The sequence below is a fragment of the Bacillus sp. LJBS17 genome, from assembly GCF_019334685.1.
In the GTDB taxonomy this organism is placed as follows: domain Bacteria; phylum Bacillota; class Bacilli; order Bacillales; family Bacillaceae; genus Bacillus; species Bacillus subtilis.
On the sequence record NZ_CP079759.1, the window covers coordinates 2,675,043 to 2,698,668 of the forward strand.

Genomic DNA, 23,626 nt, shown 5'->3' on the forward strand with positions numbered 1-23,626 from the left:
ATCTCGTTAAGCAAATATTTTGAAGGTCGGTCAATCTTCCTGTTATTCTATGAATAGAGAGTTATTAGGAGGGTTTTTTTATGAGCAAAAAAATTGCAGTTCTTGTTACAGACCAATTCGAAGACATCGAATATACAAGTCCGGTAAAAGCATACGAAGAAGCTGGCTACAGTGTTGTGGCTATCGATTTGGAAGCCGGCAAAGAAGTTACCGGTAAGCATGGCGAGAAAGTAAAGATTGACAAAGCCATCTCTGATGTGGATGCAAGTGACTTTGATGCACTTTTAATTCCTGGGGGATTCTCTCCGGATTTGCTTCGTGCAGATGACCGTCCGGGTGAATTCGCAAAAGCATTTGTCGAAAACAAAAAACCTGTTTTCGCAATTTGCCACGGCCCGCAAGTACTGATTGATACGGATCTTCTAAAAGGCAAAGATATCACAGGCTACCGCAGCATCCGCAAAGATTTAATCAATGCCGGTGCAAACTACAAAGATGCAGAAGTAGTCGTCAGCCACAACATTGTCACAAGCAGAACACCTGATGATTTGGAAGCATTTAACCGCGAATCATTAAATTTGTTAAAATAAAACGAGAAGGCACAGACTGTTCAGGTCTGTGCCTTTTTTAAAATTAAGACTCCTTCGTTACATTCTGAAAGACAGCAGTCGCGTCCCACACATTCAAGCCAAATTGGCCTTCTGAAAATGCGGAATCATGTGCATCAATCACAAGACGATCATCTAAATAGATTTTAAAGCGATCGCCCTCGGCCTCTGTTTTCAGATGATACTTTTTATTAACGTCTATCGGTGTTTTGTATTCAGCAATGACAGAAGCAGCACCGTTCTCAAATTTAAAGAATTTCACTAGATCATGCTTCGCATCCACATTGGCAAGGTAACCGTTTTTGGCATCTTTGTCAGAGCGAAACATAAGTGCTCCTGCCCCTCTTCCGTTTCCATCCTTAATGGTGATATCAGATTCATAAGTGAAGTCTGACCCGGATGCTGAAGACAAGATAAAGGAATCGCCGTCCGACCTCCCTTGTTTCCCCTCAATTGTGTCGGCCCATGTGCCATTTACAGTCGTCCAGCCAGTCAAATTGGACATAAAAGGTGACGTTCCCCATACCTTTTTCAAAGGGTGTATCGTTAAAGATTTTACCTTTACACCGCCATTTGCAGCATATAATTCAAGCCCTTTGCTTGATCGGTCTGGGAGAATAATATCCGTTATGACCTGCTTTCCGTCATTCCCAAATACTTCAACCGAAGAGCGGTCAACAAAAATGCGCATCTTAACCTTCCCATTTACCGGCTTCAATGGGGCTGTTTCTTTTCCGGTGTTAAAGGCCGGATTAAAGGTATTGTTGCCTGACTCGCTCCGGTCAACGAACAATTTGGCGTTCCTTCGGTCATAGCCGACCTTCGTAAATTGATTTTCACCTGTTCGGACCTTAAAACCAAATTCAGCAGCTGAACCAGGGCTTACTTTAAATTCTGCATTTATTTCATAGGCATCTCCAGATTGCCCTGCTAACACATTATGACTTGCAGGCGATATGGTCAGATTCTTCCACTTCTTAGAGATCCCGCGAATGGTTTCCAGCTCTTTCACTGGTGTTTGGACCACTCTAACCCCTTCAGTAAACGCTTTCAATTTTAACTCTCTTGGAATGGACGTTGCACTTCTCCATGGGGATGTCGGAACATCATTCGCATATTGCCAATTGCTCATCCACCCTAACCATAGCCGGCGGCTGTCTGTTGATGGAATATCGGACCAGGATACAGCCGCATAAAAGTCTCTGCCGTAATCCGTCCAGAGAACTTTGTTTGACGGGTTTTCATTTTTAAAATGAGTTCCATCAAAGTCCCCTACAAAATATTGCATGCCTGATCCTCCCGAGACCGCTCCGTTTCCGACACTGACCTGCATGACCCATTTCTTTTGATTCGGATTGCCGTCTACCGGAAGCTCAAATAAATCCGGGCATTCCCATACTCCCCCGTGGCTTCCTTGATCCTGGCCAAATTCACTTGCATACGTCCACTGCTTCAGATTTTTTGATGTATAAATGAGGATACGGTCACCGGCCGCAAGCACCATTACCCACTTTTTTTCTTTTTCATACCAAAAGACTTTTGGATCGCGAAAATCTTTTTTACCCGGGTTTGGAATGACAGGGTTGCCAGCGTATTTCGTCCATGTTCTTCCTTTGTCGTTGCTATAGGCAATACTTTGCACTTGATGGCCTTCCCGATCCTGTGTATAAATGGCCACAAGCGGCTTCTCTTTGCCTGTTTGAAAACCGCTTGTGTTATTTTTATCTACAACTGCGCTTCCAGAAAAGATCGTGCCTTTTTCATCCGGATACAGCGCAACAGGAAGGTGTTCCCATGTAACCAAATCTTTGCTGACGGCATGCCCCCAATGCATGGGCCCCCACTGAAGCCCGTATGGATGGTATTGATAGAACAAGTGATATTCCCCGGCATAATATACCATTCCGTTTGGGTCATTCATCCAGTTTGCCTCCGGTGTGAAGTGGTATTGAGGACGGTAATCCTCATCATAGTAGCTTGAATCGGCTGCATCTGCCGAAAATGCCATAGTCAACAGCAGGGTGAACATGATCATGACTTGAATAAGTCTCTTTTTCATTTGTTCCTTCGCTCCTCTCTTCATGTTTGAACACTTTCAAGAGAGACTGCTAAGCAAGCTGGTCCGTTTCTGGCAATTCTCCTCTGTTTCGCTGTTATCCGAATGATTTATATATGAAAAGACTGCTGCAGTTTCTCTCTTTTTCCTTCACACACCTTATGCTAAGAATCCAGCCCAATACCCGAGAATCCCGATGACAAAGATGCCGCAAATAATGAGAAGAGGATTCACCCCTTTGCGAAGCATCCATGCCACCAATAATGTTAATCCGAGAGGCAGCGCACCCGGCATAATGCTGTCTAACACGTTTTGTACAGTTTGAACATCTACTTTTCCGCTTTCATCCTTAATCCTGGATACAACGATTGGAATGTTGATGGTGGTCCATTTGGACACGAGAGCCCCCATAACAAATAACCCGAGAATCGAAGCGCCCTCTGTAAGCTTTTGAATGCGATTCCCCGCTAAATCCTGAAGAATCTCCATTCCTTTCACATAGCCATACTTTAATCCATAATATTTTGTGCTTAATCTTATGGCATTCAGCAAGAAAAAGAATAGCAAAGGGCCGGCAATGTTTCCTCCTAAAGCAAGGGAGGCTCCTAGCGCAGCTAAGACAGGACGAATCGTTCCCCAGAAAATCGGGTCGCCTACGCCCGCTATTGGTCCCATCAAACCGATTTTCATTCCGCTTATCGCTTTTCCGTCAATTCCTTTATTGTTCGCCATTTCTTCTTCCATGGCTGCCGTCACGCCAAATATAGGCGCTGTCAGCCACGGATGTGTATTAAACCATTCCAAATGCCGCTGCAAGGCTTCGTTTCTTTTCGCTCCGGGACCGTACAATTTTTTGATCGCCGGTATCATGACATAACAATATCCCATTGCCTGCACACGTTCGAAGTTAAAGGAACCGAGTAAAAAATTTGAACGAATAAACATGCTGAAAATTTCTTTTTTCGTTAATCGTTTTTCTTTCTCCATTTTTTCTTCCCCCCTCATCGTTTAGGCATCAAGATCATCATCGTCATCATAAACAGCAACACTGCCACTGTCTGATGCGGCCGCGACTGCTCCGTGAGCGCTTTGTTTTTGCATCACCTGCTGGTATAAAAGCGCCAGACAGAGACCAAGGGCTCCAAATCCCACTAAGTTAAAATCGGTAAACGCCGCTAATAAGAAACCAATATAGAAAAATGGCTTTAAATAAGGAATATTCATCATATTGATCACCATGGCATACCCGACAACCACAATAATGCCTCCGCCTATTTGCAGTCCTTTTGTAATGACATCAGGAATATTTCCCAGGAACGCCTGAACAGCGCTGACACTAATTAAAGCAACAATCAATGTAGGAATCATGACGCGCAAAGCTTGAAACACCATCGCGGTAATATGCATAATTTCAATTCCTTTTATATTTCCCGCTTTCGCATATTGATCAGCGCGGTGGATGAAAAAGACAGTGATCGTCCGAACAAAAATCGTCAGCGCCTGACCCGCAGCTGCTAAAGCAACAGCGACAGCAATCCCTTCGCCAATTCCTTGATCAGCGGTAATAACTAAAATGGTTGAGATGACAGAGGCGATCGCTGTATCAGGTGCCATGGCAAGCCCGACGTTCATCCAGCCGAGCGCCATCAGCTCCAGTGTGCCTCCAAGAATAATTCCCGTTTTTAAGTCCCCGAGCACCAAGCCAACCAACGTACAGGCCACAAGCGGACGGTGTGTCTGCCCTTCATCCAATACACTTGCGATTCCGGTGATTGCTGCAATGATTAACAACAAAATAATTTGTAATGAAGACATATTCTCATCCCCTTGATTATTTTGTTACGTTCCGTAAAATCTGTACAAAATCCTCACTGGCATCTGAAGGCAGCTGCCTCAATTCCAGTTTCACGCCCTTGTCACTTAATGTTTCAAATGCCTTTATATCTTGTTCTGTGACACTGACTGATTTTGTGATTTGCCTGCGGTGATTTTCAAAACGCATTCCCCCGACGTTTACGGTTTTGATCGGTACACCTGCTTCTATAAGAGATACAATATCGGACGGATTTTCAAACAAGAGCATTGCCGTTACCCCTTCGTAGCGCGGACTATAAAATGCTTTTGCCATTTTAGAAACCGAGACGGCACTCGCCTTTACATTTGAAGGCGCAACAGAAAGGATCAGCGTTTTTCTCATTTCGTCCTGAGCAATATCGTCGGAGACAACGATGATTCGGTCGGCTGCATGGACTTTTATCCACCTTGTCAGGATTTGGCCGTGAATAAAGCGGTCATCAATTCTTGCTAACACAATGTTCATCATAATTCATCCTCTCTTGTATCTTGATTGGCTGTTTTTAATTTTTCTAAATGTTCACTGCACACTTGAAAGCTTTGCTGACTCATTGCTTTTAAGTTGTTCAGTAAATCTTTGAGAGCCAGATGTTCTCTCAGGCTTAATACCTCCAGCAGAATCGGCAGGTTTACGCCGGCTGCCATATCCATTCTTTGATCCTCAGCAATAAAGGAAGCTGCCGCGTTATATGGCGTCCCTCCAAAAATATCGACTAAAAAAAGCACTTCATGTTCTTCCGGGATATCCTTGAGCGCCTGATGATATTTTTCTTGCAGCGTTTGTATTCCTTCCCCTTTAAAAAACGGCACTGCAATCAGGTTATTTTCTTCACCGAATATCATCCCTGAAGACTCTTTTAATGCTATGGGAAAATCTCCATGACCGCTGATAATAACTGAAATCATATCTATTGCTCCTTTCCTGTTTTGTACATCCATATATAATGCAAGGATCGTGCCAACAAAGTTGTGTTAAGCGTTTTCATTGTTATTTCAGCCAATCGCAATTTGTTGTTGAAACACGTTAAACGAAAAAAATAAACCTGTATTAAAATGGTGTTCCATTTAATACAGGTTCATATGTTTTCAAAACAGCTGGCCATGCACCTCTTCAGCAAATATGGCGGCTATAAATAATTTTTCATCATCACTTATGCGAAGGCTGAGCTTTTCTTCATAAGGGGCTAATGTTCGCTCTGTCACGTACACCATTTCCTTCAGCTGATCATTGATCTCTTCTTCCTCTGAGAAAGCGATCGGATTTTGCTTAATTACCCTTTCAAAGGCGAAAGCCGTGTGCATAATGACTTTGATCAAAACCGCATTATTGAAAATGACCCCCAGCTCATCTTGAACGGTTTGCAGCCACTCCAATAACATTTCGATCACATGATGGGGATTCAAGAAGACAAGGTATTTTTTCAGGCTATCCTCGCAAAGCTCCCTGACAATCATATTTGCTTCGTTCAATCCATTGCTCAAGGGGATGCTTCCTTTTGTAATCGCCTGTTGAATCAGCTTCTCTCCCTCCCCTTCAATTAACACTTCTAAAGATACATGCGGAGCATTGATTTTAGGGTCTTTCGTTCCGACTGTCGCAAGGATTTCATACTCTTTTTCGATTTCTTTTATGCTGTTGGCCAGCTTAATCGATGATACGGTCAATATGTGAATCGGTGTATCGGAGGCCTTGTTTACGATCGTGGTTAGAATGTCTTCCAGCTTTTTGGCCGTCCCGCTGCCCGTGGTGCAGATGGATACCAATGCCTTCTTTTTGCCGGGTGCCGCTGGCTGACGCTCCCACAACTCGATAAAATCCTTCGTGACCGATTGATAGATCGCATGCAAATTTAAATTCAAATAGTTGACCTTTCTGACAGCATCCAGCACCATTGAAGTCGTAACATTGCTGATCGTTTTAATAGAAATGCCTGTCTTTTCCTCCAGCCTGCTTTCCAGCATTGCAAGCGACCCCATATCTACCAGCATTAAAACACCTTCGCCTTCATCAACCTGTTTCATTTTTTCTGCTACGCATTCAAAAATGTCCGAAGGTGAAACAGAAAGCGGCATGTCAACTGCTGCAATCGGCGTACTCCCCAGCAGTTCTGTCGCGACTTCAACCATTGAACTCGCCGTGCTGTTTCCATGAGCAGCCACGATAATACCGACTCTTTTGTTCTCCTTTAACGATTTGATGGAATGAATTAACATCGTTAAGTAGATGACTTCTATTTCAGGAATAGCCACTTTAAAATATTCCTGAATTTTATCTTTAAAAATCATCGCCACCCGATATTCTTTCACATGAGTATCACGAATTTCATCTGTCTCCTGTGTATTCAAAACATCAATTTGCTTTCCTCGCTTTAAAAATGCGTCAATATGCATACTCAAGAAATAAATAAACTTACGGTCAAATGTGCAATCCAGCTCATGTTCAGCTATTTCTTTTAACTGTTTTGTCATTTGAATCACATCATCTTCAACGAATGTCAGCAGGTTGTCTTTTTGAAAAGCTTGATGATGAAAAAAACTTCTGACATGCAAATGGACATCAGTCAAGATGTACTGGTTAATATCCTTTTTGGATAAACCTTCTTTCATAAGCGTTTTCACTTTTTCCTCAATCAAATGATATAAGTTAAATGAGAGGTCTTCGTCAATTTTTGTTGTTTCATCTTCTACAATCGGAGAGATAATCGTTGTAATATTGACATATTCAGAAATGGCTTTGCTTCTTTGCATGTTTTTGCTGCTGGACATCCATTCTTGCTTGATTTCATCAGGCAGATCGCGAACAGTCAGTTCAATAACTTCATTTCTGTCAAGGTTATGCAAAAATCCGTGTGCGCAAACTAACTGGACATTTGATTTCAGCTGTCCGACATTCCCAAATTTCGCAGAGTGAATAAGCGCATTATAGACATCGATATGCACACTCAGATTCTTCTTAATTCGCTCTGCTTCTTTCCCTAATAAAAACGTCGTCAGATCCACTCTTTCTTTAAGCGATCGTTCTTCAAGCGAAGGAATATGAATGGTCATTGGGATTCTTCGCAAAAACGTTTTCAATAGTGCAGAACTCGGATTTTCTGTAGTCGCACAAATAAACAATACGTTCGATGTTCGTTTATGTTCAGATTCTCCAAGCCTGTTATAAGAACCGCTGTCAATAAAATAAAACAGCATTTCTTGTCCCTCGGGAGGGAGACGGTGGATTTCATCCATAAAAAGAATGCCCCCATTGGCCTGTTCGACTAAACCCGCCTTATCCTCGGCAGCACCTGTAAATGAACCTTTTTTGTGTCCGAATAATTGAGAAAGCAATAATTGAGGATTGTTGTAGTAGTCTGCACAGTTAAATGTAATAAATGGTGCGCCGGCCTTCAATATGTCAGAGTAAATGGCAAACTGGTAAATTCGGTTCGCAAAAAGGGATTTACCGGAACCAGTCGGCCCTAGGAGGAGCATATGCAGACCGTTCGGCGGATAAAAGACAGCTGCTTTTGCCTGGGAGATCGCTTTCTTCAAACTCCCTTTTGCCCCTATCATAAGCTCTAGGGGATTCGTGGAAATGTGTTGATGATTTTGCTTTGAATTTCCGGAAAACGCCTGAAGGTCTTTCACTTCCATCATCTCTGTATCCCATTTCTTGTTGAATAATTTTTCTGCTATCTCGACTGGGATGTATCTTACAGGAAACGTTTTAATTTTGATGACCTTTTTGGACCGGACGAGATTGTTCAATTCAAAGCTGACATTGGACCGCTCCATTTTCAGCTGCTCGGCAATCTCCTTTGCTGAATTCCCTTGTATTTTTAAAAGATGATCTAAGGTTGAATCATGAAAATTATGCTTGAGCTGATGGTATATTTTATCTATTCTTCTCACGTCTATCATCCTTTGTCCTTATTAGATAAGCCATTAACTAGAATATTTCGAAACTTTATAGTCCGCGTTGAGATTATCTGCTGATACACGTTTAAAAAGGTCTCTATAGCAGATTGACAAAACTGGCTTTTATGCGTATATGTTTACATGTTGAATCATTTGCATCTCATATTAGTATGATAGATGCTCAGTTCTGGAGGGCCAGTCCCCTTCAAAAGTAATAATCAGTAAACAGTTTATCATTCTCGGAGAATGTAATGATGTCAAAATCATCAATGACAAAAAATGAATCTTATAGATCATGACAAATTACCCAAATATAACCCCTTAAGTTCGCTCACAACTAAAAAGACGGACACAATATGTGACCGCCACAGTATTACAATTTGCAAAACTTCGTCATTTTTGCAATCCACTTTGAAGGTTAAGAAATCTGTAAGCTTAAAAACTTTATCTCCGATTCTCTCGATTTGATCCCCCCTGCAGGTCTCAAACATAGTGGGTATGCAATTATACAAATCGTTACCGATTCAAACTAGCCTGTCAGATTGTCCAAATGACTTTCCTGTTTTACTCTGCTATTCAGGTAGAATCACGAGTGAAAAATAGAGCCAGAAGACATGTAACAGCACTTAAAATAGTTTTAAAATTTAAAAATAAAAGTATCTATTCTTTTAAATGTTATAATATCCGATAAAACTTTACTCATCTTTTTATTACTGGAGGAAAATAAAATTGATAGGCAATTCTAGCAAAGACAATTTTGGCCAGCAACAGAAATTGTCTAGAGGCCTTAAAAACAGGCATATACAATTAATGGCGATTGGAGGTGCAATCGGTACAGGTTTATTTTTAGGTTCAGGTAAATCCATCCATTTTGCAGGACCATCCATTTTATTTGCTTACTTGATCACCGGCGTATTTTGTTTTTTCATTATGCGTTCGCTCGGAGAACTGCTCTTATCAAATGCGGGATACCACTCTTTTGTTGATTTTGTAAGGGACTATTTAGGAAACATGGCAGCATTTATCACTGGGTGGACCTACTGGTTCTGTTGGATTTCCCTCGCGATGGCTGATTTAACGGCGGTCGGCATTTATACGCAATATTGGCTTCCCGATGTGCCTCAATGGCTGCCGGGTCTTCTTGCGCTTATTATCCTGCTGATCATGAACCTTGCCACCGTTAAACTTTTCGGAGAATTAGAATTTTGGTTTGCATTGATCAAAGTCATTGCCATACTGGCTCTGATCGTAACTGGCATTTTCCTGATTGCAAAAGGTTTTTCGGCAGCTTCCGGCCCTGCCAGCCTCACCAACCTTTGGAGCCACGGCGGCATGTTCCCAAATGGATGGCATGGGTTTATCCTATCTTTCCAAATGGTCGTCTTCGCTTTCGTGGGTATTGAACTTGTCGGACTGACAGCAGGTGAAACAGAAAATCCCCAAAAAGTGATCCCTAAAGCCATCAATCAAATCCCTGTCCGGATTTTACTTTTTTATGTTGGCGCACTTTTCGTGATTATGTGTATCTATCCTTGGAATGTGTTGAATCCAAACGAAAGCCCATTTGTTCAGGTCTTCTCTGCAGTAGGCATCGTTGTGGCTGCCAGTTTGATCAATTTTGTTGTATTAACATCAGCCGCATCAGCTGCAAATAGCGCTTTATTCAGCACAAGCCGAATGGTCTATTCACTTGCAAAGGATCATCACGCACCTGGACTATTAAAGAAATTGACTTCTTCTAACGTGCCAAGCAATGCGCTGTTCTTTTCATCCATCGCCATTCTGATTGGCGTTAGTCTGAATTATTTAATGCCCGAGCAAGTCTTCACACTGATTACAAGTGTTTCTACAATATGCTTCATTTTTATTTGGGGCATCACGGTGATTTGCCATTTGAAATATCGAAAAACAAGGCAGCATGAAGCGAAAGCAAACAAATTTAAAATGCCTTTTTACCCATTATCCAACTATTTAACACTTGCATTTCTCGCGTTCATTCTTGTCATATTGGCACTGGCGAATGATACACGTATTGCTTTGTTTGTCACCCCGGTCTGGTTTGTTTTATTGATTATTTTGTATAAGGTGCAAACCCGCAGAGGACATAAGATGAAATAAAAAAAAGACAAGGGATACTCACTCCCTTGTCTTTTTTATGGGTCAAACACAAATTAAACTTTGGTTTCAAATTTCATTCACTTCATTTAAGTGTTAACTCAAACCAGTTTTGATGCCGAAACCTACTAATATTATTCCGGTTATTTTTTGAAACACTTTCTGGAACTTCGAGTTTTTCATCCATTTTTTTGCGTAATTAATAATATAAACAAGAAACAGGAACCACAACACCGCTAATAAGGTTAGGATTGAAGCTAAAATAATGAGCTGCTGGTTTATATTTCCGTTCAAATTGATAAATTGGGGCATGATTGTAACATACACCAAAACAGTTTTAGGATTGAGAATGTTACTGAGTGATCCCTGCATAAAGGAAGTTTTATAATAACGTTTCGGAGAACTTGCCATATTTTTTGCTTGGGATTGCATGTCATCTAACGAAAACATACTTTTAGCAAAAAAACTTTTTACACCTAAATAAATTAAGTATGCCGCTCCCAAATATTTGATCGTCGTGAAAAGAATCACTGACTTTGCGATCACCACTGATAATCCTAAAATGGCAATCACCGTCCAAAAGGAAAGTCCTGTTGCCAATCCGAGAATGTTATAACGGCCGGCTTTCGGGCCATACCTAAGCGTATTTTTCATCACAAGCATCGTATCTGCCCCCGGTATGATAACCATCATGGCAGCGATCGGTATGTATGCGAGTAAGCTGTGCATTGTTCTCTCCCCCTTTAAAAAATCCCCTTAATCATATAGTGACTACAAAAGTAACTACTTATAAAAAGTGTATCAATGTGTTTGGAATAAATCAATATGGTTTGTTAAAATAGCGATTACTAAGGCAGCGATTGCTCTTTATATTGGAGGATATATGAAAGAAAATATGTTAGACATTTTAAAAAACCTCAATTTTACAGAATATGAATCGAAAGCGTATTTGGCATTATTGCAAGAATCACCTTTAACAGGCTATGCAGTTGCCAAAAAATCCGGAGTTCCCCGTTCTAAAATTTATGAAGTCTTGGAAAGCCTTGTCATAAGGGGAGATGTTTTTGTCAGTCATGGAAATACGCCTCAGTATGTTCCTGTCCCCGCAAAAGAACTGATTAAAAACCGCCGGCTCAAAGCGGAAGAGCATTTTGATCAGGCTGAGAAATATTTTGAAAAGTTCGAGCAGACTGCTAATGACCGGGAAAACATCTGGAATATCACCGGCCGCAGTGAAATTCTTGAAAAGGTGAAGGCTTGTATCTTATCTGCCAAAAAAAGAATCCTCTTAGAAATATGGAAAGAGGATTTTAAGGAGATAGAAGCAGAGCTCAAACAGGCGGCAGAACAAGGCGTTATTGTCACCATTATTGCGTACGGAGACATCGTATCTGATTTTGCCAATGTTTATCTTCATGATATGAGCAGTGAAATTACAGAAGAGTATGACGGACGGTGGCTTGTCTATAGCGGAGATGATTCAGAAGTCGTAGCAGGCATTGTCTCACTTGGCAACGACAGCCGTGCTGCATGGACGATGCATGTAGGTTTAGTCATGCCTATTACTGAAGTGATCATTCATGATCTGTACCTCATGGAAATTCTGAAAAAGCATAGAGAGCTTTTAGAAGAGAGCTTCGGGAAAAATCTCATCCAGTTGCGCCGTAAATTTTCTATCCATTCAGATTTCAAAAAACATTATTTGGAATAATATTCGCATCGCTTAACCAAAACAAGGCTTGTACAAAACAAGCCTTGTTTTTTTATGCATAAACCCCCCATGCTGATTTACTTCTCTCTTTTAAAAAAATGTGATTCTGCGCAAACTATTTTTCAGCCTGCCGCGTCTATCCTAGGTAACAGCCTACGATATACGTATATTCAAAAAGGAGCCCTTTATTGCAATGAAGAAAAAACAAACAACAAAAGCGTTGCTTGTCACATGCATAACTGACCATAAGCAAGATTTCTACAGGTTGGCTTTCAGTTATGTGAAAAATCAAGATGACGCATTAGATATTGTTCAGGAATCGATAAAAAAAGCGCTGAGCTCAGTTGAAACGGTCAGGAACCCTGAGACGATAAAAAGCTGGTTTTATAAAATTTTAGTGCGGACAGCCATTGATTTTTTGCGCAAACAAAAAAAGATAAGAGTGATGGACGACGAAACGATAGAATTTTTAAGCAAAGGAAAGGAAGACCATTACAAGGATACTGCTCTCCATGAAGCGCTTGACGAATTGCCGTACCGCTATAAAACCATTATTATTTTACGCTTTTTTGAAGACCTCAAATTAGAAGAAATTGCGGAAATTACAGGAGAAAACACGAATACCGTCAAAACGCGCCTATACAGAGCATTGAAGCTGATGCGCATTCAGCTGACGAAGGAGGATCTTTCTTAATGGATAAGAGATTACAGCAATTAAGAGAAGAATATAAAAATGTTCCGATTCCTAAAGAATTGGATATCATTGTTGAAAAAGCCCTTCAGCAAGAACCAAAAAAGAAAAGAATCGTCATGTGGCCGACATCAGCAGCAATCGCTGCAGCTATTTTATTCACTGCGCTTGTTAATATCAACCCTGACGCTGCTCAGGCTATGTCAAAGATCCCTGTCATCGGCAAAATCGTCAAAGCGATCACCTTTATTGAAATCAAAGAGGAAAAAGACCAATCAAGCATTGATGTCAAAACACCTGCTTTGTCCGGGCTTTCTAATAAAGAGCTGGAAAACAGCATTAACCAAAAATACTTGAAAGAAAGCCAGCAGCTGTATAAAGAGTTTATACAGTCCACATCCAAAAACAAAAAAGGGCATCTCAGCATCTACAGTGATTACGAGACGGTCACAGACACGCCAGATTTACTCTCGATCCGGCGCAATATTGAAAAAACACAAGCATCTTCCTACACACAAAGCCGTTATATTACAATTGACAAAAAGAATGATATTTTACTTACATTAAAAAGCTTATTCAAAGATGAGCGCTATATTAAAGTCATCAGTCAAAATATTAGAGAGCAAATGAAACAGCAAATGAAGGAAGATCCAAATAAAATATATTGGCTCACTGACGAGGATGCAGAACCGTTCAAAACGATTCTTCCTGATCAGACGTTTTACATTACTGAAGACCATAAACTTGTGATCTCATTTGACGAATATGAAGTCGCCCCCGGCTATATGGGCGTTACCGAGTTTACAATTCCAACCAGCGTCATTTCAAACTTGCTCGTGGGAGAACGTTATATTCGATAAAATAAAAACATCCATCTAAAGATTATGGATGTTTTCTCTCTTCTCTATTCGAGGTCGTAACCTCGCTATCAAAAACAACGAGAATATTTGCATACTATTGGAGGAATACCCATGTATCACAAGACACAGCATCATCGATACATCCCTGGACTTGATGGCCTTCGCGCTTTTGCCGTCCTTTCAGTTATCGCTTATCACCTAAATTTCAATTGGGCTAACGGTGGTTTTATCGGAGTTGATATCTTTTTTGTTTTATCCGGATATTTGATTACATCCATTCTATTACCGGCATATGGAAATGATATCAATCTTGATTTTCGGGACTTTTGGGTGCGCCGCATTCGGCGGCTTCTGCCGGCAGCGTACCTTATGATCTTTTCCACTGTTGTGTGGGTCGTATTGTTTGATCGAGAACTATTGCACACTGTACGTGGAGATGCGATCTCTTCTCTCTTTTATATGAGCAATTGGTGGTTTATTTTTCACAAGCTATCATATTTTGATAGTTTCGGTTCCCCATCACCTCTAAAAAACCTTTGGTCGCTGGCGATTGAAGAACAATTTTATATCATATGGCCGATGTTTTTAGTTGTTGGAATGTACATAATGAAAAGCCGCGCCAGATTGGCTGCGGTGATATCATTGCTTGCGCTTTGTTCAGCCGTGATGATGAGCGTACTGTATGAACCTGGCGGAGATCCGAGCCGCGTTTACTATGGCACAGACACTCGTTCGTTTGAACTTCTCATCGGATGTGCCTTGGCTTTGGTATGGCCAATGAAAAGGCTGTCTTCCAACAGGCTGCCAAGCAAACTGAAGCACACTTTGCACGCCACTGAATTTTTGGCATTTTGTATTTTAGTGTTGTGTGTCTATTTCACAGATGAATACGAGCCTTTTCTTTACAGAGGCGGAATGCTATTCATTAGCGTGACTGCCGCAATCCTTATTGCATGTGTTTGCCATCCGAGCAGCTTTTTAGGCAATCTGCTTTCATGGAGGCCGCTTCGGTGGCTTGGAACGAGGTCTTACGGAATTTATCTTTGGCACTACCCTGTTATTGTGTTAAGCACGCCAGTTCAAGAAATCGGAAACCCTGTTCTTTGGCATATCGTGCTAAAGGTCATTGTGACATGTATACTTGCCGAGCTTTCCTATCATTTTATTGAGAAGCCGATACGGACACAGGGATTTAGGTCATTTTTCCGCCGTGTTTTTATACATAGAATCAAGGAATGGAAAACGACATCTGTCATCAGCAAACTGTCAATTGGTTTCGTCATTTTCGCTATACTTATTTTTGCAGGAGGGCTGTCTGGGTTAGCCGGAGAGCAAAAGCACCCTACCAAATGGACCTATAGCTCACAAGAAACAAATGCTGACACCAGCCAGGCTTCTGGGGATAAAAAGAACGCTGCAGCAGATAAAAAACACAATCCTGAACAAAAAACAACAGATTCCATTCAGGGTCAAAAGGAAAACAAAGATAGTGGGCAAGAGACTCATAAAAAGAAAGACACGCAATCTCAACAGACGAAAGAACCCGCAGATACTGCGAAAGAGGTGTTAGCTATAGGAGATTCCGTCATGCTTGATATTTCTTCACACCTGCGTCAGTCACTTTCACATGTGACGATTGATGGAAAGGTAGGAAGACAAATGTCTCAAGCTTTGGAACTCGCAAGGGAGTACAAGTCTTTTAATCAGCCGAACAAGGCTGTCATCATTGAGCTTGGAACCAATGGCTACTTTACAAACAGCCAAATCGAACAACTGCTTCAATCTTTCTCAAAAGCCCATATCTATCTTGTCAATACACGGGTTCCCCGCCAATGGGAAAGCAAGGTTAATGAATCTTTACAGCACCAGGCAAGCGCACATCAAAATGTTACGTTAGTTGACTGGCATACAGAAGCCCTTCAGCATCCGGAATATTTTACCCCTGATGGTGTTCACTTGGTTCCTAAAGGGGCAAAAGCTTTGACCGCTCTTATTGTTCAGGCGATGAAATCATAAAAAAGAGATCCTATGCGGATCACTTTTTCACTTTAGTTTCTGATCGTTGATTATGTCTCCTTTCAGCAAGGCTGCCCTTATGTTTACATTCCGTTTACGTAAGGGTAAGCCAAAATAGAATGGAGGGATGATGGTGACAGTAAATGAAGAACATGACTTCCAAAAAGAGCTGAAACGATATGAACTTTTTTTCAAAAAACGATATAAGATTCTTTATACAGTAAACGATTTTATCATTGGTGCTTTGTTTCTCGTCGGGAGCTTTTTCTTTTTTTATGACCGATTAATGTCGGCAGGGATATGGCTGTTTGCGATCGGAAGTTTGCTGCTGTTAATCAGGCCGACCATTCGGCTGATTCATGACTTTCATTACCGTAAGCATGTGGAACAGCAATTCAAGCATCAATCTTCAACAGATGACTGATCTTAAGGAATAAGCAAGAACAAAATGCCAAAAGCCTGAGTTGAAAATCAAAAACAAGACTTTTAGACTATTTATTTTTAAAAATAAGGTAAAAAGAACTAAACTTTTGCCTCTGCATGCCGATATGAATAATAAGGCCGGCGCGATACTCCCTATAACATCCTTTTCAGTAGATTTCATTATCGTGCCGGTTTTCTCATATGCAAAGCAATCCCGCCAATCAGATTGGCGGGATTTTATATTTTACATTCCTGTCCAAACGTCTTTTACATAACGTTTTTGGTCTTGCAGCTTTTGCAGCCATTCAGCTGATTCTTCCTGGCTTGCTCCTTTTTCAGCTTCATACGCCAATCGCAAAGTTTTCTCTACATCAGGAGCCATTTGCGATCCATCACCGCATACGTAAATATAAGCCCCTTTTTCAATGAGTGTCATCAATTTCTGCGTATCTTGCTTGAGCAAGTGCTGGACATATTCTTTTGGTTCGTTTTCGACGCGCGAGTAGCATCGGCGGATTGTGACCAAACCGTCCTGTTCCGCTTGATCCAGCTCTTCTCTGTAAAGGTCGTCATGGTCTGGGCGGCGGCAGCCGAAGTATAAAAGTGCTTCACCAAGGGTGCTTCCTTCCTTCTTCAAAACCGATCTTGCCTGAATAAAGCCCCTGAATGGCGCAATTCCTGTGCCCGGCCCGACCATAATCATAGGCGTTTCAGGCTCATCCGGCATCTGGAATCCGGACTGCGGCGTACGAATGAAGCAGGCTGCTGCATCACCTGTATTCAACTCTGCTAAATAATTAGAGGCGACACCCCGGTATTCACCTCGGCCGCTCCATGCTGAGGCTTTCACAACTCCTACCGTCATGCTCACGATATTTGCATGAACTTTCGGTGAGCTTGAAATGGAATAGTATCTCGGTTTTAGTGATGGCAAAAGTGCTAAAAACCGTTCAAACGGCATTTCGCAAGCAGGATAATCCTCTAAAAAATCAAGCATGGTAAGACGTTTTGCAAGTACCTGCTCTTTGTAAATGCCATCATCTGAAACGAGCTGTTCCAGCTCTTTTTGATGCGGCGGACAAACTGTATAAGAGGCCAGCTCCCGAAGCTGAAGCCTTGATGCCGGTTCCTGCAGCTCTACATAGGACGACAATAAATCCACTACTTTGATCGGCCGATCCATCGGCAGATGAGCCATATGAGCGCTTCCGCTTACTTTTATCACATGATTGGACTGCAAACCGAATCGGCTGAGAACCCGCTGAACAAGCTCCCTGCTGTTCTTTGGCAGGATTCCGATATGATCGCCTTCTTTATATGTTTTATCAGCCGGAATTTCCAATTCAATATGGCGGGTTGAACGCGTGCTGGCAGCTGTCTGGAGTTCTCGATTCCCTAACACAATCCCTTCAAACGCGCCATATGCTTTAGCAACCGGCGTTTCCGTCGCTTCACTGAGAAAAGTAATCGATAATGAAGGCCTGTCTTCTTTCTGGGCTATTTCGTTAATATCAAATGCGTCCATCGTTTCCTTCCAGAAGCGGTTTTCCCAAGACTCGCGATGGCTTTCAAAATCATCGGCGGCGTCACCTTCCCCAATCGCTGTTAAACGCGATGCCCCCTTTGCTTTCATCATGTCATCAATCAGGCGGGGAATCCGCTGATACGTGCTGGCCCAGCTCCGGTTTCCGCAGCCGAATACCGCATAGGAAACACCTTTCAATTGGCCTTCCTCAAGCTCTTTCAGCCACTCTACAAAGCCGGCAGCATTATCAGGCGGCGACCCATTATAAGAAGCCGTTACAATGACGACTGCCCCTTCTTCAGGGAGCTTGCCGATATAATCATCAAGCGGAGCCGTTTCAGCTGTAAAGCCCATCTGGCGGCCTTGAGAAGCCAATTCACCGGCTATTCCCTCAGCTGTCCCAAGGTTTGAACCGTAAAGAACGAGTAAAGGTGTGCCGTGTTTAGGTTTGGTTTCTTTTGGCTTTGTTTCTGCTTTGATTTCTGCCTGTTCTTTTCTCTGTACATTGATTGCCGCTGTTTTCCGCGGTTTCACAGTAATTTTAAAATCATCCGGCTTGATCGTTAATGCTTCTTTGATTTTTAGTTCGTAGCCAGTATGGTTAATCAATTCAAAATGCTTTAATACAAGACCGAGAACCATTGTCGCTTCTTGAAGAGCAAACTGCATGCCAATACAAGCGCGCTGTCCGTTTCCAAACGGCTTATACGCATGGTGAGGGATACTTGAAGGATCCTCAAACCGTTCCGGACGGAAATCTTCCGCATCCGGCCCCCAAGCGTTTTGGTCCCGGTGCAGTTTTGGAATTAAAACAGTGACTGGCTGCCCTTTGCTGATCGGATATTCCCCGCCTAGAACAGTATCCTCCTTCGCATATAGAGAAAAAGCCGGAGCTGTTGGATACAGTCTGAGGGTTTCATTTAAAACCATCCGAGTGTATTTGAGCTGCTGGATTTGTTTATATTCAGGCGTGTCATCCGTTAACACGCGATCCGCTTCCTCCTGAGCTTTTTTCAGTTTTTCTGGATGTGTAAGCAGACAATAAATCGCAAAGGAAAGCAAACCGCTTGTTGTCTCATGTCCAGCAATTAAAAATGTGATGATTTGATACCTTATGTTTTCATCATCCAGCGTTTCACCGGTTACTGGATCTTTGGCATAAAGCATGAGAGACAAGAGATCCTTGATGTTATCATCCGGATTCGCCTTTCGCTCCGCTATCATTCTATCAACCAGGGAGTTCATGACTTCTATATCCTTTTGAAACTGCAGCTTCGTTTTCACCATCATCTTATCTTGCAGGCCCAGTCTTTTTGATTGATTCATCGCCTCTTTTAAGGCACGGAGCATACTGGTGATAAACGGATGCTGTGAATCACGGTAAAAGCTGTTGAATCGATAGTTAAATCCGCATAACCCAATCGTATCAAGCGTCAGACGTGTCATATCGTCTGCTACATCAATTTCTTCATTAGGGTTTAACCGGCTCCATTTTTGAATCAGCTGGGTTGCGATATCCAGCATCATAGAATGGTAGCCTTTCATCGCTTTTTGACTAAAACTCGGCAGCAAAATGCGGTGGGCTTTTTGCCAGTTCGGTTCGTGCGTCCAGCTTGTAAATAAGCCATCTCCCCCGAATTCGCGCACCTTTTGCAAGCCTTTGCCAAGGTTCTTGTCAAAGCGGCTTTCATCACACACTTCAGCCACAAGATTGTGGCCCGATACAAAAACACTGGATACTCCCGGAAAATCAAAACGGAAAATCGGCCCCAATTCATCAGCTATCCGCCATAAGGATTGAGAAAGCTGTTCTTTTTCAAGATGCGGAAGATTTTTTAAAGGTCCGTATGTTTTGGGCTGAGGTATTGCGCTTGCCTGTTTCATTAACATCTCCCTTTCCTATTTTTGTGATGAATGAAGCTTAATGGCGTCCCAGCAGCATTGTTCCAATTCAGTAATTAAATCAGTGTCCATCTCTATATCACCTGTTTGAACGAGCTGATATATCTTGAGAAACGCCCCTAATACAATCGCAATTAACACATTAGAGGGCAGGCTGCGAATCACGCCTTCCGCTTTTCCCTTATTAAAATAGTCATCAAGCATTTGAGTCAGATTTTCTATCATTTTTTTGCTTGTATGATTTAAGTAATGAGCATCTTTTTTGGTTTCAAGAAAAAAAAGCGCATAGTCGCTCTCTTTCGTAAACTGAACGAGACAGCAAAATACGTGGTGAAAGCCTTCTCTGACAGGCAATTCTGAAACGTCTTGCTTCAGTTTTTCCGTAAATCGCTGGATGCTTTCTTGAAACAGCACGTTTACGAGTGTTTCTTTGCTGTCAAAATAACGATAGATCGTTCCTGTCCCTACATGAGCACGTTCAGCTATCATAGGAATAGTGGTAGCGTCAAAACCCCTTTCCGTAAAAAGTGAGACCGACGCTTTCATAATCATGTCGTATTTACTGCTGGATGCGGATAGCATATAATGTTACAACCTCCGATTCGTTGCGGAATGAATATTCATTCCCTTTGTTCACAAAGAATGTCTGCCCTGTCTGAAATCACCTCTTTGTTCTCTCTTCTGTTATAAGTTTAAATGAAAAAAACTTTTTTTAATATAAAGTATATGCAAAAAATAAAAAATTAAGAAAATATACCCAAATCCAAATGTAAGGATCTTGGATATATTTCCCGAGAAATTTTTTATTTAACAGCCACAATACATAGACAGGAATCACGCCTGATAACAGAAAGATCCCTGAAATGCTGGTCTTTCAGCAGTTGAATATACGTTTTCTCTTTTTCACCGGTATTTGTGTCAATACTGATATAAAACCGGCCGTCAATTTGAAGCACCCTGTAAATTTCTCTTAATGCAAGCCTAATATCGGTGCAGCTCTGAACTGTATGTAAAGAAAAGACTTTATTAAAGGTACGGTCATCAAAGGGAATGTCTTCTGGATAGCCATGAAAAACCTCCCCGTTCCCCATATTCTTTCGATTCGCACGTGATATCTGTCTTACCTTTCGCTTTGAAGGATCAATGCTTTTTAGGCTTCCCTTTTCTAGTTTCTTGGTTATGCTTTTAAAGACAGTGCCATTTCCGATTCCAATTTCTAAAATTCTGTCATTTTCTTGTATATCTATAGAGTCAATCATCATATGCTCAATTGTTTTGGTTAGCTTATATTTCCGAGAAAATAATTTCCAAAAATTTGATCGTTTATAGAGTCTATTTTCTAGCAATTTAAACACCTGCTTTTGGTTTCCTATGTTTATTATTATCTTAAAAAAATAAACATCATCTTCATTTCTAAAAGTGAAGGAAGGTACCAACTAGACGGCAATGGATTGAAAAATGTTTCAACAGAACTAAACTTTTTCATTTTTTTCCGCAAAAAAAGCAGAAAACAAAATGTTTTCTGCCCTCTCTCTAATGCCAATGATAAGGGAATACATACAGCCTTTGCTGCTGCATTGCCATCAGCCTCTGCTGTCGGAATGGATTTCCATAACCATGTTTGAAGGAATGCGGCATGGACGCATAACCATGGCCAATCGACGGCAGTCTTTTTTGATAATCGTTCATCATGCCATCACCTGCCTCACAGTAACGTTGATTTATTGTATGCAGGCAGGCATTTTCTTGACAGCTGCTTCGCTAAACTTGGTCCTTCTCCATAGTATAATGCATCAATAGTTCCATTCTAAGCATATGCCATTCCCCCTTCAGTTTTTTTCATTGCTTTTAGCGCCAGTTTGTTAAATAAAGATGCTTTAACTGAGACTCTTTCATTTCATCATAAATCTGCTCAATCTGCTGTTCTCGTTCGAATTCTTCCAGGCTTTTAAACCGTTTTTTAATCGTTAACGTTAAAAAGAATAGGTTAATCGTCATATCGCTCACCCCCTTTCAAAGTCCGCACAAGCGAAATAACCCGCGGCACACTCTTCTGCTGCGGGCAAATAAAAACCGCAGACAAAAGAAGACACCAATGCCTCTACTGCCTGCGGGGAGTTGCGTATGTCCGACTATTCCGAATTTAATGCGTGCGATAAGCATCGGTTAAGGAAGGACACGAACTCTTCCACAGGCTGAATAAACCATGAACTTTTACATGTGTATCACGTACAGGTTGACGTCGTTTTCTCATTGTCATTTTGGTTCAGCCTCCTTTGCTTTTTTTCTTACTTTGTAAGTATATCCACCAAATTCCATTTTGTAAACAACTTTTTCTAAAAATGGACGGAAATTGTGCAAATTATCGAATGGATTTGCCCGTTGGTCATGACACCTGCTTCATTTCTTTTCTGGAGCGGTCTTTCTTATGATATGCAATAAAATAAATGAGACCGACAAATACAGCTCCGCCGATGACATTACCGATAAAAGCCGGAATGATGTTTCCGATGAACTGCCCCCACGTGAATGAGCCTGCAAAAATGGCAGCAGGAATCACAAACATGTTGGCGACAACGTGCTGAAATCCGATAGCCACAAAAGCCATGATTGGGAACCAGATGCCAAGGATTTTTCCTGCTGCGTCTTGGGCGCCGAAAGAAAGCCACACTGCAAGACATACAAGCCAGTTACAGCCGATGGCGGAAATGAGAACCTTGCCAAAGCTCATATCAAGCTTTCCTTGGGCAACGGCAATCGTTTTTTCTAAATAAGGACCTGTTTCAGTCAATCCAACCAAATGCCCGAAAAAGTAAGCAACAAACAATGCGCCGATTAAGTTCATAATTGTGACGATTCCCCAGTTAATCGCTAACTCTTTTACTGATATTTTTCTCGAAAATAACGCCATCGCAACTGACATCATATTGCCTGTGATCAGTTCAGCGCCAGCGAGAACGACAAGGATCAGGCCGACTGGAAATACTGCTGCACCAATCAAACTGGACAGGCTCCCCCATTCTTTCGGAAGATCGCCGATTACCCTGATATCAAGCAAATACCCAAGCGCGATAAATGCACCGCCTAAAAACCCCAGCACAAGCAGTGACGGCAGCGGGAGCTTTATTTTTTTCATCCCTGCTTCAATTGCTGCTTCCGCTATTTCATCCGGTTTTCGAAAAGCCATAATAAAACGCCTCCATTACTTCTTCTTTTCTCACAGTTATGCAAGAAAGGCAATAAAAAAGGCAGCACTCAAATAACCTGTGTCAAACCAGGCGTTTGAATGCTGCCTAACTTGTATGCATACCCATACAACAATATCAAGCAGTATATAAGATATTGAAAGAGAATATATACAGTTCGTGCATACATTCCATTGCTTTAGCCTTCTATAACTGTAGCAACATCATATCAAATGTGACAAATTTGTGTCAATGACAAATATACTAGCTTTGCAGAACTTCTTTTTGCTCATCTATTTTTCGGTCAAAAACAAATACAGATACAGCGATGTTTTCCTCAATTTTAATATCAGAAAATAAATGGACTAGCTTAGCTCCCATGAGTTCCTCCATTCCTTCCGGTGTTTGTTTGGAATAAAGGTCTTGAATTAGGCTTGTCCGGGCCGCATGTACCATCTCTCTTCCTTCAGGCGTGCGGGCGATAAACTGCTCGCTTGCACTCAGATTTCCGTATAGTGTTGAAACTGCCATGTTTTCTACAAATACAGTATGAATTCTCTCAGGCCCTTTTCCGAACAATTCTTTGCGAAGTTTTCGAATAATATCATTGAATTCATGAATTTTTTTAGACATGCTGATTACCCCTTCCGATATTGCCTTATAAAGGCTTTTCCCGGTTCCCCTCAGGACATTTCACTTGGTTAAAATTTTCCTGCCATATTGTATTATAATAAATATCACATTATAATAAAAGCAGTGTTGATGGATTTGTAATAGGAT

Annotated in this window: 23 protein-coding genes; 8 read left to right on the plus strand and 15 right to left on the minus strand. The window is 41.6% G+C overall.

All coding sequences use genetic code 11. The features are described from left to right. Positions 1-80 precede the first annotated feature (80 nt). Positions 81-590, plus strand: coding sequence for a cysteine protease YraA (gene yraA / locus KXZ66_RS13915; RefSeq protein WP_003229836.1), 510 nt, complete (start codon positions 81-83; stop codon positions 588-590). 43 nt (positions 591-633) lie between these two features. On the opposite strand, the gene sacC is transcribed toward yraA, so the two are convergent. From sacC to levR, 7 genes are all read right to left on the minus strand, one after another. Next, on the minus strand, positions 634-2,637 hold the full coding sequence (gene sacC, locus KXZ66_RS13920; protein ID WP_250540493.1) for a levanase: 2,004 nt from the start codon (positions 2,635-2,637) through the stop codon (positions 634-636). Next, positions 2,576-2,707, minus strand: a complete 132-nt coding sequence (locus KXZ66_RS22625; RefSeq protein WP_223497671.1) for a hypothetical protein — start codon at positions 2,705-2,707, stop codon at positions 2,576-2,578. Before KXZ66_RS22625 ends, sacC begins: the two co-directional genes overlap by 62 nt. Positions 2,708-2,823: 116 nt before the next feature. After that, positions 2,824-3,651 carry a PTS fructose transporter subunit IID gene (levG, locus tag KXZ66_RS13925; RefSeq protein WP_003229834.1) on the minus strand — a complete coding sequence of 276 codons (828 nt, stop codon included), beginning with the start codon at positions 3,649-3,651 and terminating at the stop codon, positions 2,824-2,826. Positions 3,652-3,672: 21 nt separating this feature from the next. Further along, positions 3,673-4,479 carry a PTS fructose transporter subunit IIC gene (gene levF / locus KXZ66_RS13930; protein ID WP_014477476.1) on the minus strand — a complete coding sequence of 269 codons (807 nt, stop codon included), beginning with the start codon at positions 4,477-4,479 and terminating at the stop codon, positions 3,673-3,675. 16 nt (positions 4,480-4,495) lie between these two features. Next, positions 4,496-4,984 carry a PTS fructose transporter subunit IIB gene (gene levE / locus KXZ66_RS13935; RefSeq protein WP_049141123.1) on the minus strand — a complete coding sequence of 163 codons (489 nt, stop codon included), beginning with the start codon at positions 4,982-4,984 and terminating at the stop codon, positions 4,496-4,498. After that, entirely contained in the window at positions 4,984-5,424 is a 441-nt protein-coding gene (levD, locus tag KXZ66_RS13940; RefSeq protein WP_049141091.1) for a PTS fructose transporter subunit IIA, read from the minus strand. Before levD ends, levE begins: the two co-directional genes overlap by 1 nt. 180 nt (positions 5,425-5,604) lie before the next feature. Next, entirely contained in the window at positions 5,605-8,412 is a 2,808-nt protein-coding gene (gene levR, locus KXZ66_RS13945) for a transcriptional regulator LevR (RefSeq protein ID WP_049141090.1), read from the minus strand. A gap of 556 nt (positions 8,413-8,968) precedes the next feature. Here levR and KXZ66_RS13950 point away from each other — a divergent pair. Next, the gene (locus KXZ66_RS13950; protein ID WP_121517033.1) at positions 8,969-9,109 is read left to right on the plus strand and encodes a hypothetical protein; all 141 of its coding nucleotides are present in this window, start codon (positions 8,969-8,971) and stop codon (positions 9,107-9,109) included. A 38-nt stretch (positions 9,110-9,147) separates the two neighbouring features. Continuing rightward, entirely contained in the window at positions 9,148-10,536 is a 1,389-nt protein-coding gene (locus KXZ66_RS13955; protein ID WP_049141089.1) for an amino acid permease, read from the plus strand. A 93-nt stretch (positions 10,537-10,629) separates the two neighbouring features. Here the strand turns inward: KXZ66_RS13955 and KXZ66_RS13960 are convergent, their stop codons facing one another. Beyond that, the gene (locus KXZ66_RS13960; protein ID WP_049141088.1) at positions 10,630-11,262 is read right to left on the minus strand and encodes a LysE family transporter; all 633 of its coding nucleotides are present in this window, start codon (positions 11,260-11,262) and stop codon (positions 10,630-10,632) included. 154 nt (positions 11,263-11,416) lie between these two features. Between KXZ66_RS13960 and KXZ66_RS13965 the strand changes: the two genes are divergently transcribed. The 5 genes from KXZ66_RS13965 to KXZ66_RS13985 all read left to right on the plus strand — a co-directional run bounded on the left by KXZ66_RS13965 (position 11,417) and on the right by KXZ66_RS13985 (position 16,235). After that, positions 11,417-12,244, plus strand: a complete 828-nt coding sequence (locus KXZ66_RS13965) for a TrmB family transcriptional regulator (protein ID WP_004398526.1) — start codon at positions 11,417-11,419, stop codon at positions 12,242-12,244. A gap of 193 nt (positions 12,245-12,437) precedes the next feature. Then, complete coding sequence (sigV, locus tag KXZ66_RS13970) at positions 12,438-12,938, plus strand: RNA polymerase sigma factor SigV (protein ID WP_049141087.1); 501 nt, start codon at positions 12,438-12,440, stop codon at positions 12,936-12,938. Beyond that, complete coding sequence (gene rsiV / locus KXZ66_RS13975; protein ID WP_049141086.1) at positions 12,938-13,795, plus strand: anti-sigma-V factor RsiV; 858 nt, start codon at positions 12,938-12,940, stop codon at positions 13,793-13,795. The genes sigV and rsiV overlap by 1 nt, the downstream gene beginning before the upstream one ends. A 111-nt stretch (positions 13,796-13,906) precedes the next feature. Beyond that, entirely contained in the window at positions 13,907-15,811 is a 1,905-nt protein-coding gene (gene oatA, locus KXZ66_RS13980; RefSeq protein WP_021480198.1) for a peptidoglycan O-acetyltransferase OatA, read from the plus strand. A 133-nt stretch (positions 15,812-15,944) separates the two neighbouring features. Continuing rightward, positions 15,945-16,235, plus strand: a complete 291-nt coding sequence (locus KXZ66_RS13985) for a YrhK family protein (RefSeq protein WP_087614863.1) — start codon at positions 15,945-15,947, stop codon at positions 16,233-16,235. Positions 16,236-16,478: 243 nt separating this feature from the next. Here the strand turns inward: KXZ66_RS13985 and cypB are convergent, their stop codons facing one another. The 7 genes from cypB to KXZ66_RS14020 form a co-directional block, all read right to left on the minus strand. Continuing rightward, positions 16,479-19,643, minus strand: a complete 3,165-nt coding sequence (cypB, locus tag KXZ66_RS13990; protein WP_128738069.1) for a bifunctional cytochrome P450/NADPH--P450 reductase CypB — start codon at positions 19,641-19,643, stop codon at positions 16,479-16,481. A 15-nt stretch (positions 19,644-19,658) separates the two neighbouring features. Continuing rightward, positions 19,659-20,243 (minus strand): transcriptional regulator FatR, encoded by a 585-nt coding sequence (gene fatR / locus KXZ66_RS13995; RefSeq protein WP_021480200.1) that lies wholly within the window; start codon positions 20,241-20,243, stop codon positions 19,659-19,661. 221 nt (positions 20,244-20,464) lie between these two features. After that, complete coding sequence (locus tag KXZ66_RS14000) at positions 20,465-21,007, minus strand: class I SAM-dependent methyltransferase (RefSeq protein WP_014477486.1); 543 nt, start codon at positions 21,005-21,007, stop codon at positions 20,465-20,467. Positions 21,008-21,194: 187 nt separating this feature from the next. Further along, complete coding sequence (locus tag KXZ66_RS14005) at positions 21,195-21,353, minus strand: hypothetical protein (protein ID WP_003229817.1); 159 nt, start codon at positions 21,351-21,353, stop codon at positions 21,195-21,197. A gap of 156 nt (positions 21,354-21,509) precedes the next feature. Continuing rightward, complete coding sequence (locus KXZ66_RS14010; RefSeq protein WP_004399102.1) at positions 21,510-21,659, minus strand: YrzI family small protein; 150 nt, start codon at positions 21,657-21,659, stop codon at positions 21,510-21,512. A 388-nt stretch (positions 21,660-22,047) separates the two neighbouring features. Further along, positions 22,048-22,848, minus strand: coding sequence for a formate/nitrite transporter family protein (locus KXZ66_RS14015; protein ID WP_003229815.1), 801 nt, complete (start codon positions 22,846-22,848; stop codon positions 22,048-22,050). 262 nt (positions 22,849-23,110) lie between these two features. Then, positions 23,111-23,479, minus strand: coding sequence for a Na-translocating system protein MpsC family protein (locus KXZ66_RS14020; protein ID WP_003229814.1), 369 nt, complete (start codon positions 23,477-23,479; stop codon positions 23,111-23,113). Positions 23,480-23,626: the final 147 nt, after the last annotated feature.

Excerpts from the sequence above, each read along its gene's own strand:
- yraA (WP_003229836.1), top strand. The coding sequence starts at position 81 with ATGAGCAAAAAAATTGCAGTTCTTGTTACAGACCAATTCGAAGACATC.
- sacC (WP_250540493.1), bottom strand. The coding sequence starts at position 2,637 with ATGTTCACCCTGCTGTTGACTATGGCATTTTCGGCAGATGCAGCCGAT.
- levG (WP_003229834.1), bottom strand. The coding sequence starts at position 3,651 with ATGGAGAAAGAAAAACGATTAACGAAAAAAGAAATTTTCAGCATGTTT.
- levF (WP_014477476.1), bottom strand. The coding sequence starts at position 4,479 with ATGTCTTCATTACAAATTATTTTGTTGTTAATCATTGCAGCAATCACC.
- levE (WP_049141123.1), bottom strand. The coding sequence starts at position 4,984 with ATGAACATTGTGTTAGCAAGAATTGATGACCGCTTTATTCACGGCCAA.
- levD (WP_049141091.1), bottom strand. The coding sequence starts at position 5,424 with ATGATTTCAGTTATTATCAGCGGTCATGGAGATTTTCCCATAGCATTA.
- KXZ66_RS13950 (WP_121517033.1), top strand. The coding sequence starts at position 8,969 with ATGACTTTCCTGTTTTACTCTGCTATTCAGGTAGAATCACGAGTGAAA.
- KXZ66_RS13960 (WP_049141088.1), bottom strand. The coding sequence starts at position 11,262 with ATGCACAGCTTACTCGCATACATACCGATCGCTGCCATGATGGTTATC.
- KXZ66_RS13965 (WP_004398526.1), top strand. The coding sequence starts at position 11,417 with ATGAAAGAAAATATGTTAGACATTTTAAAAAACCTCAATTTTACAGAA.
- sigV (WP_049141087.1), top strand. The coding sequence starts at position 12,438 with ATGAAGAAAAAACAAACAACAAAAGCGTTGCTTGTCACATGCATAACT.
- rsiV (WP_049141086.1), top strand. The coding sequence starts at position 12,938 with ATGGATAAGAGATTACAGCAATTAAGAGAAGAATATAAAAATGTTCCG.
- oatA (WP_021480198.1), top strand. The coding sequence starts at position 13,907 with ATGTATCACAAGACACAGCATCATCGATACATCCCTGGACTTGATGGC.
- cypB (WP_128738069.1), bottom strand. The coding sequence starts at position 19,643 with ATGAAACAGGCAAGCGCAATACCTCAGCCCAAAACATACGGACCTTTA.
- fatR (WP_021480200.1), bottom strand. The coding sequence starts at position 20,243 with ATGCTATCCGCATCCAGCAGTAAATACGACATGATTATGAAAGCGTCG.
- KXZ66_RS14005 (WP_003229817.1), bottom strand. The coding sequence starts at position 21,353 with ATGATGAACGATTATCAAAAAAGACTGCCGTCGATTGGCCATGGTTAT.
- KXZ66_RS14010 (WP_004399102.1), bottom strand. The coding sequence starts at position 21,659 with ATGACGATTAACCTATTCTTTTTAACGTTAACGATTAAAAAACGGTTT.
- KXZ66_RS14015 (WP_003229815.1), bottom strand. The coding sequence starts at position 22,848 with ATGGCTTTTCGAAAACCGGATGAAATAGCGGAAGCAGCAATTGAAGCA.
- KXZ66_RS14020 (WP_003229814.1), bottom strand. The coding sequence starts at position 23,479 with ATGTCTAAAAAAATTCATGAATTCAATGATATTATTCGAAAACTTCGC.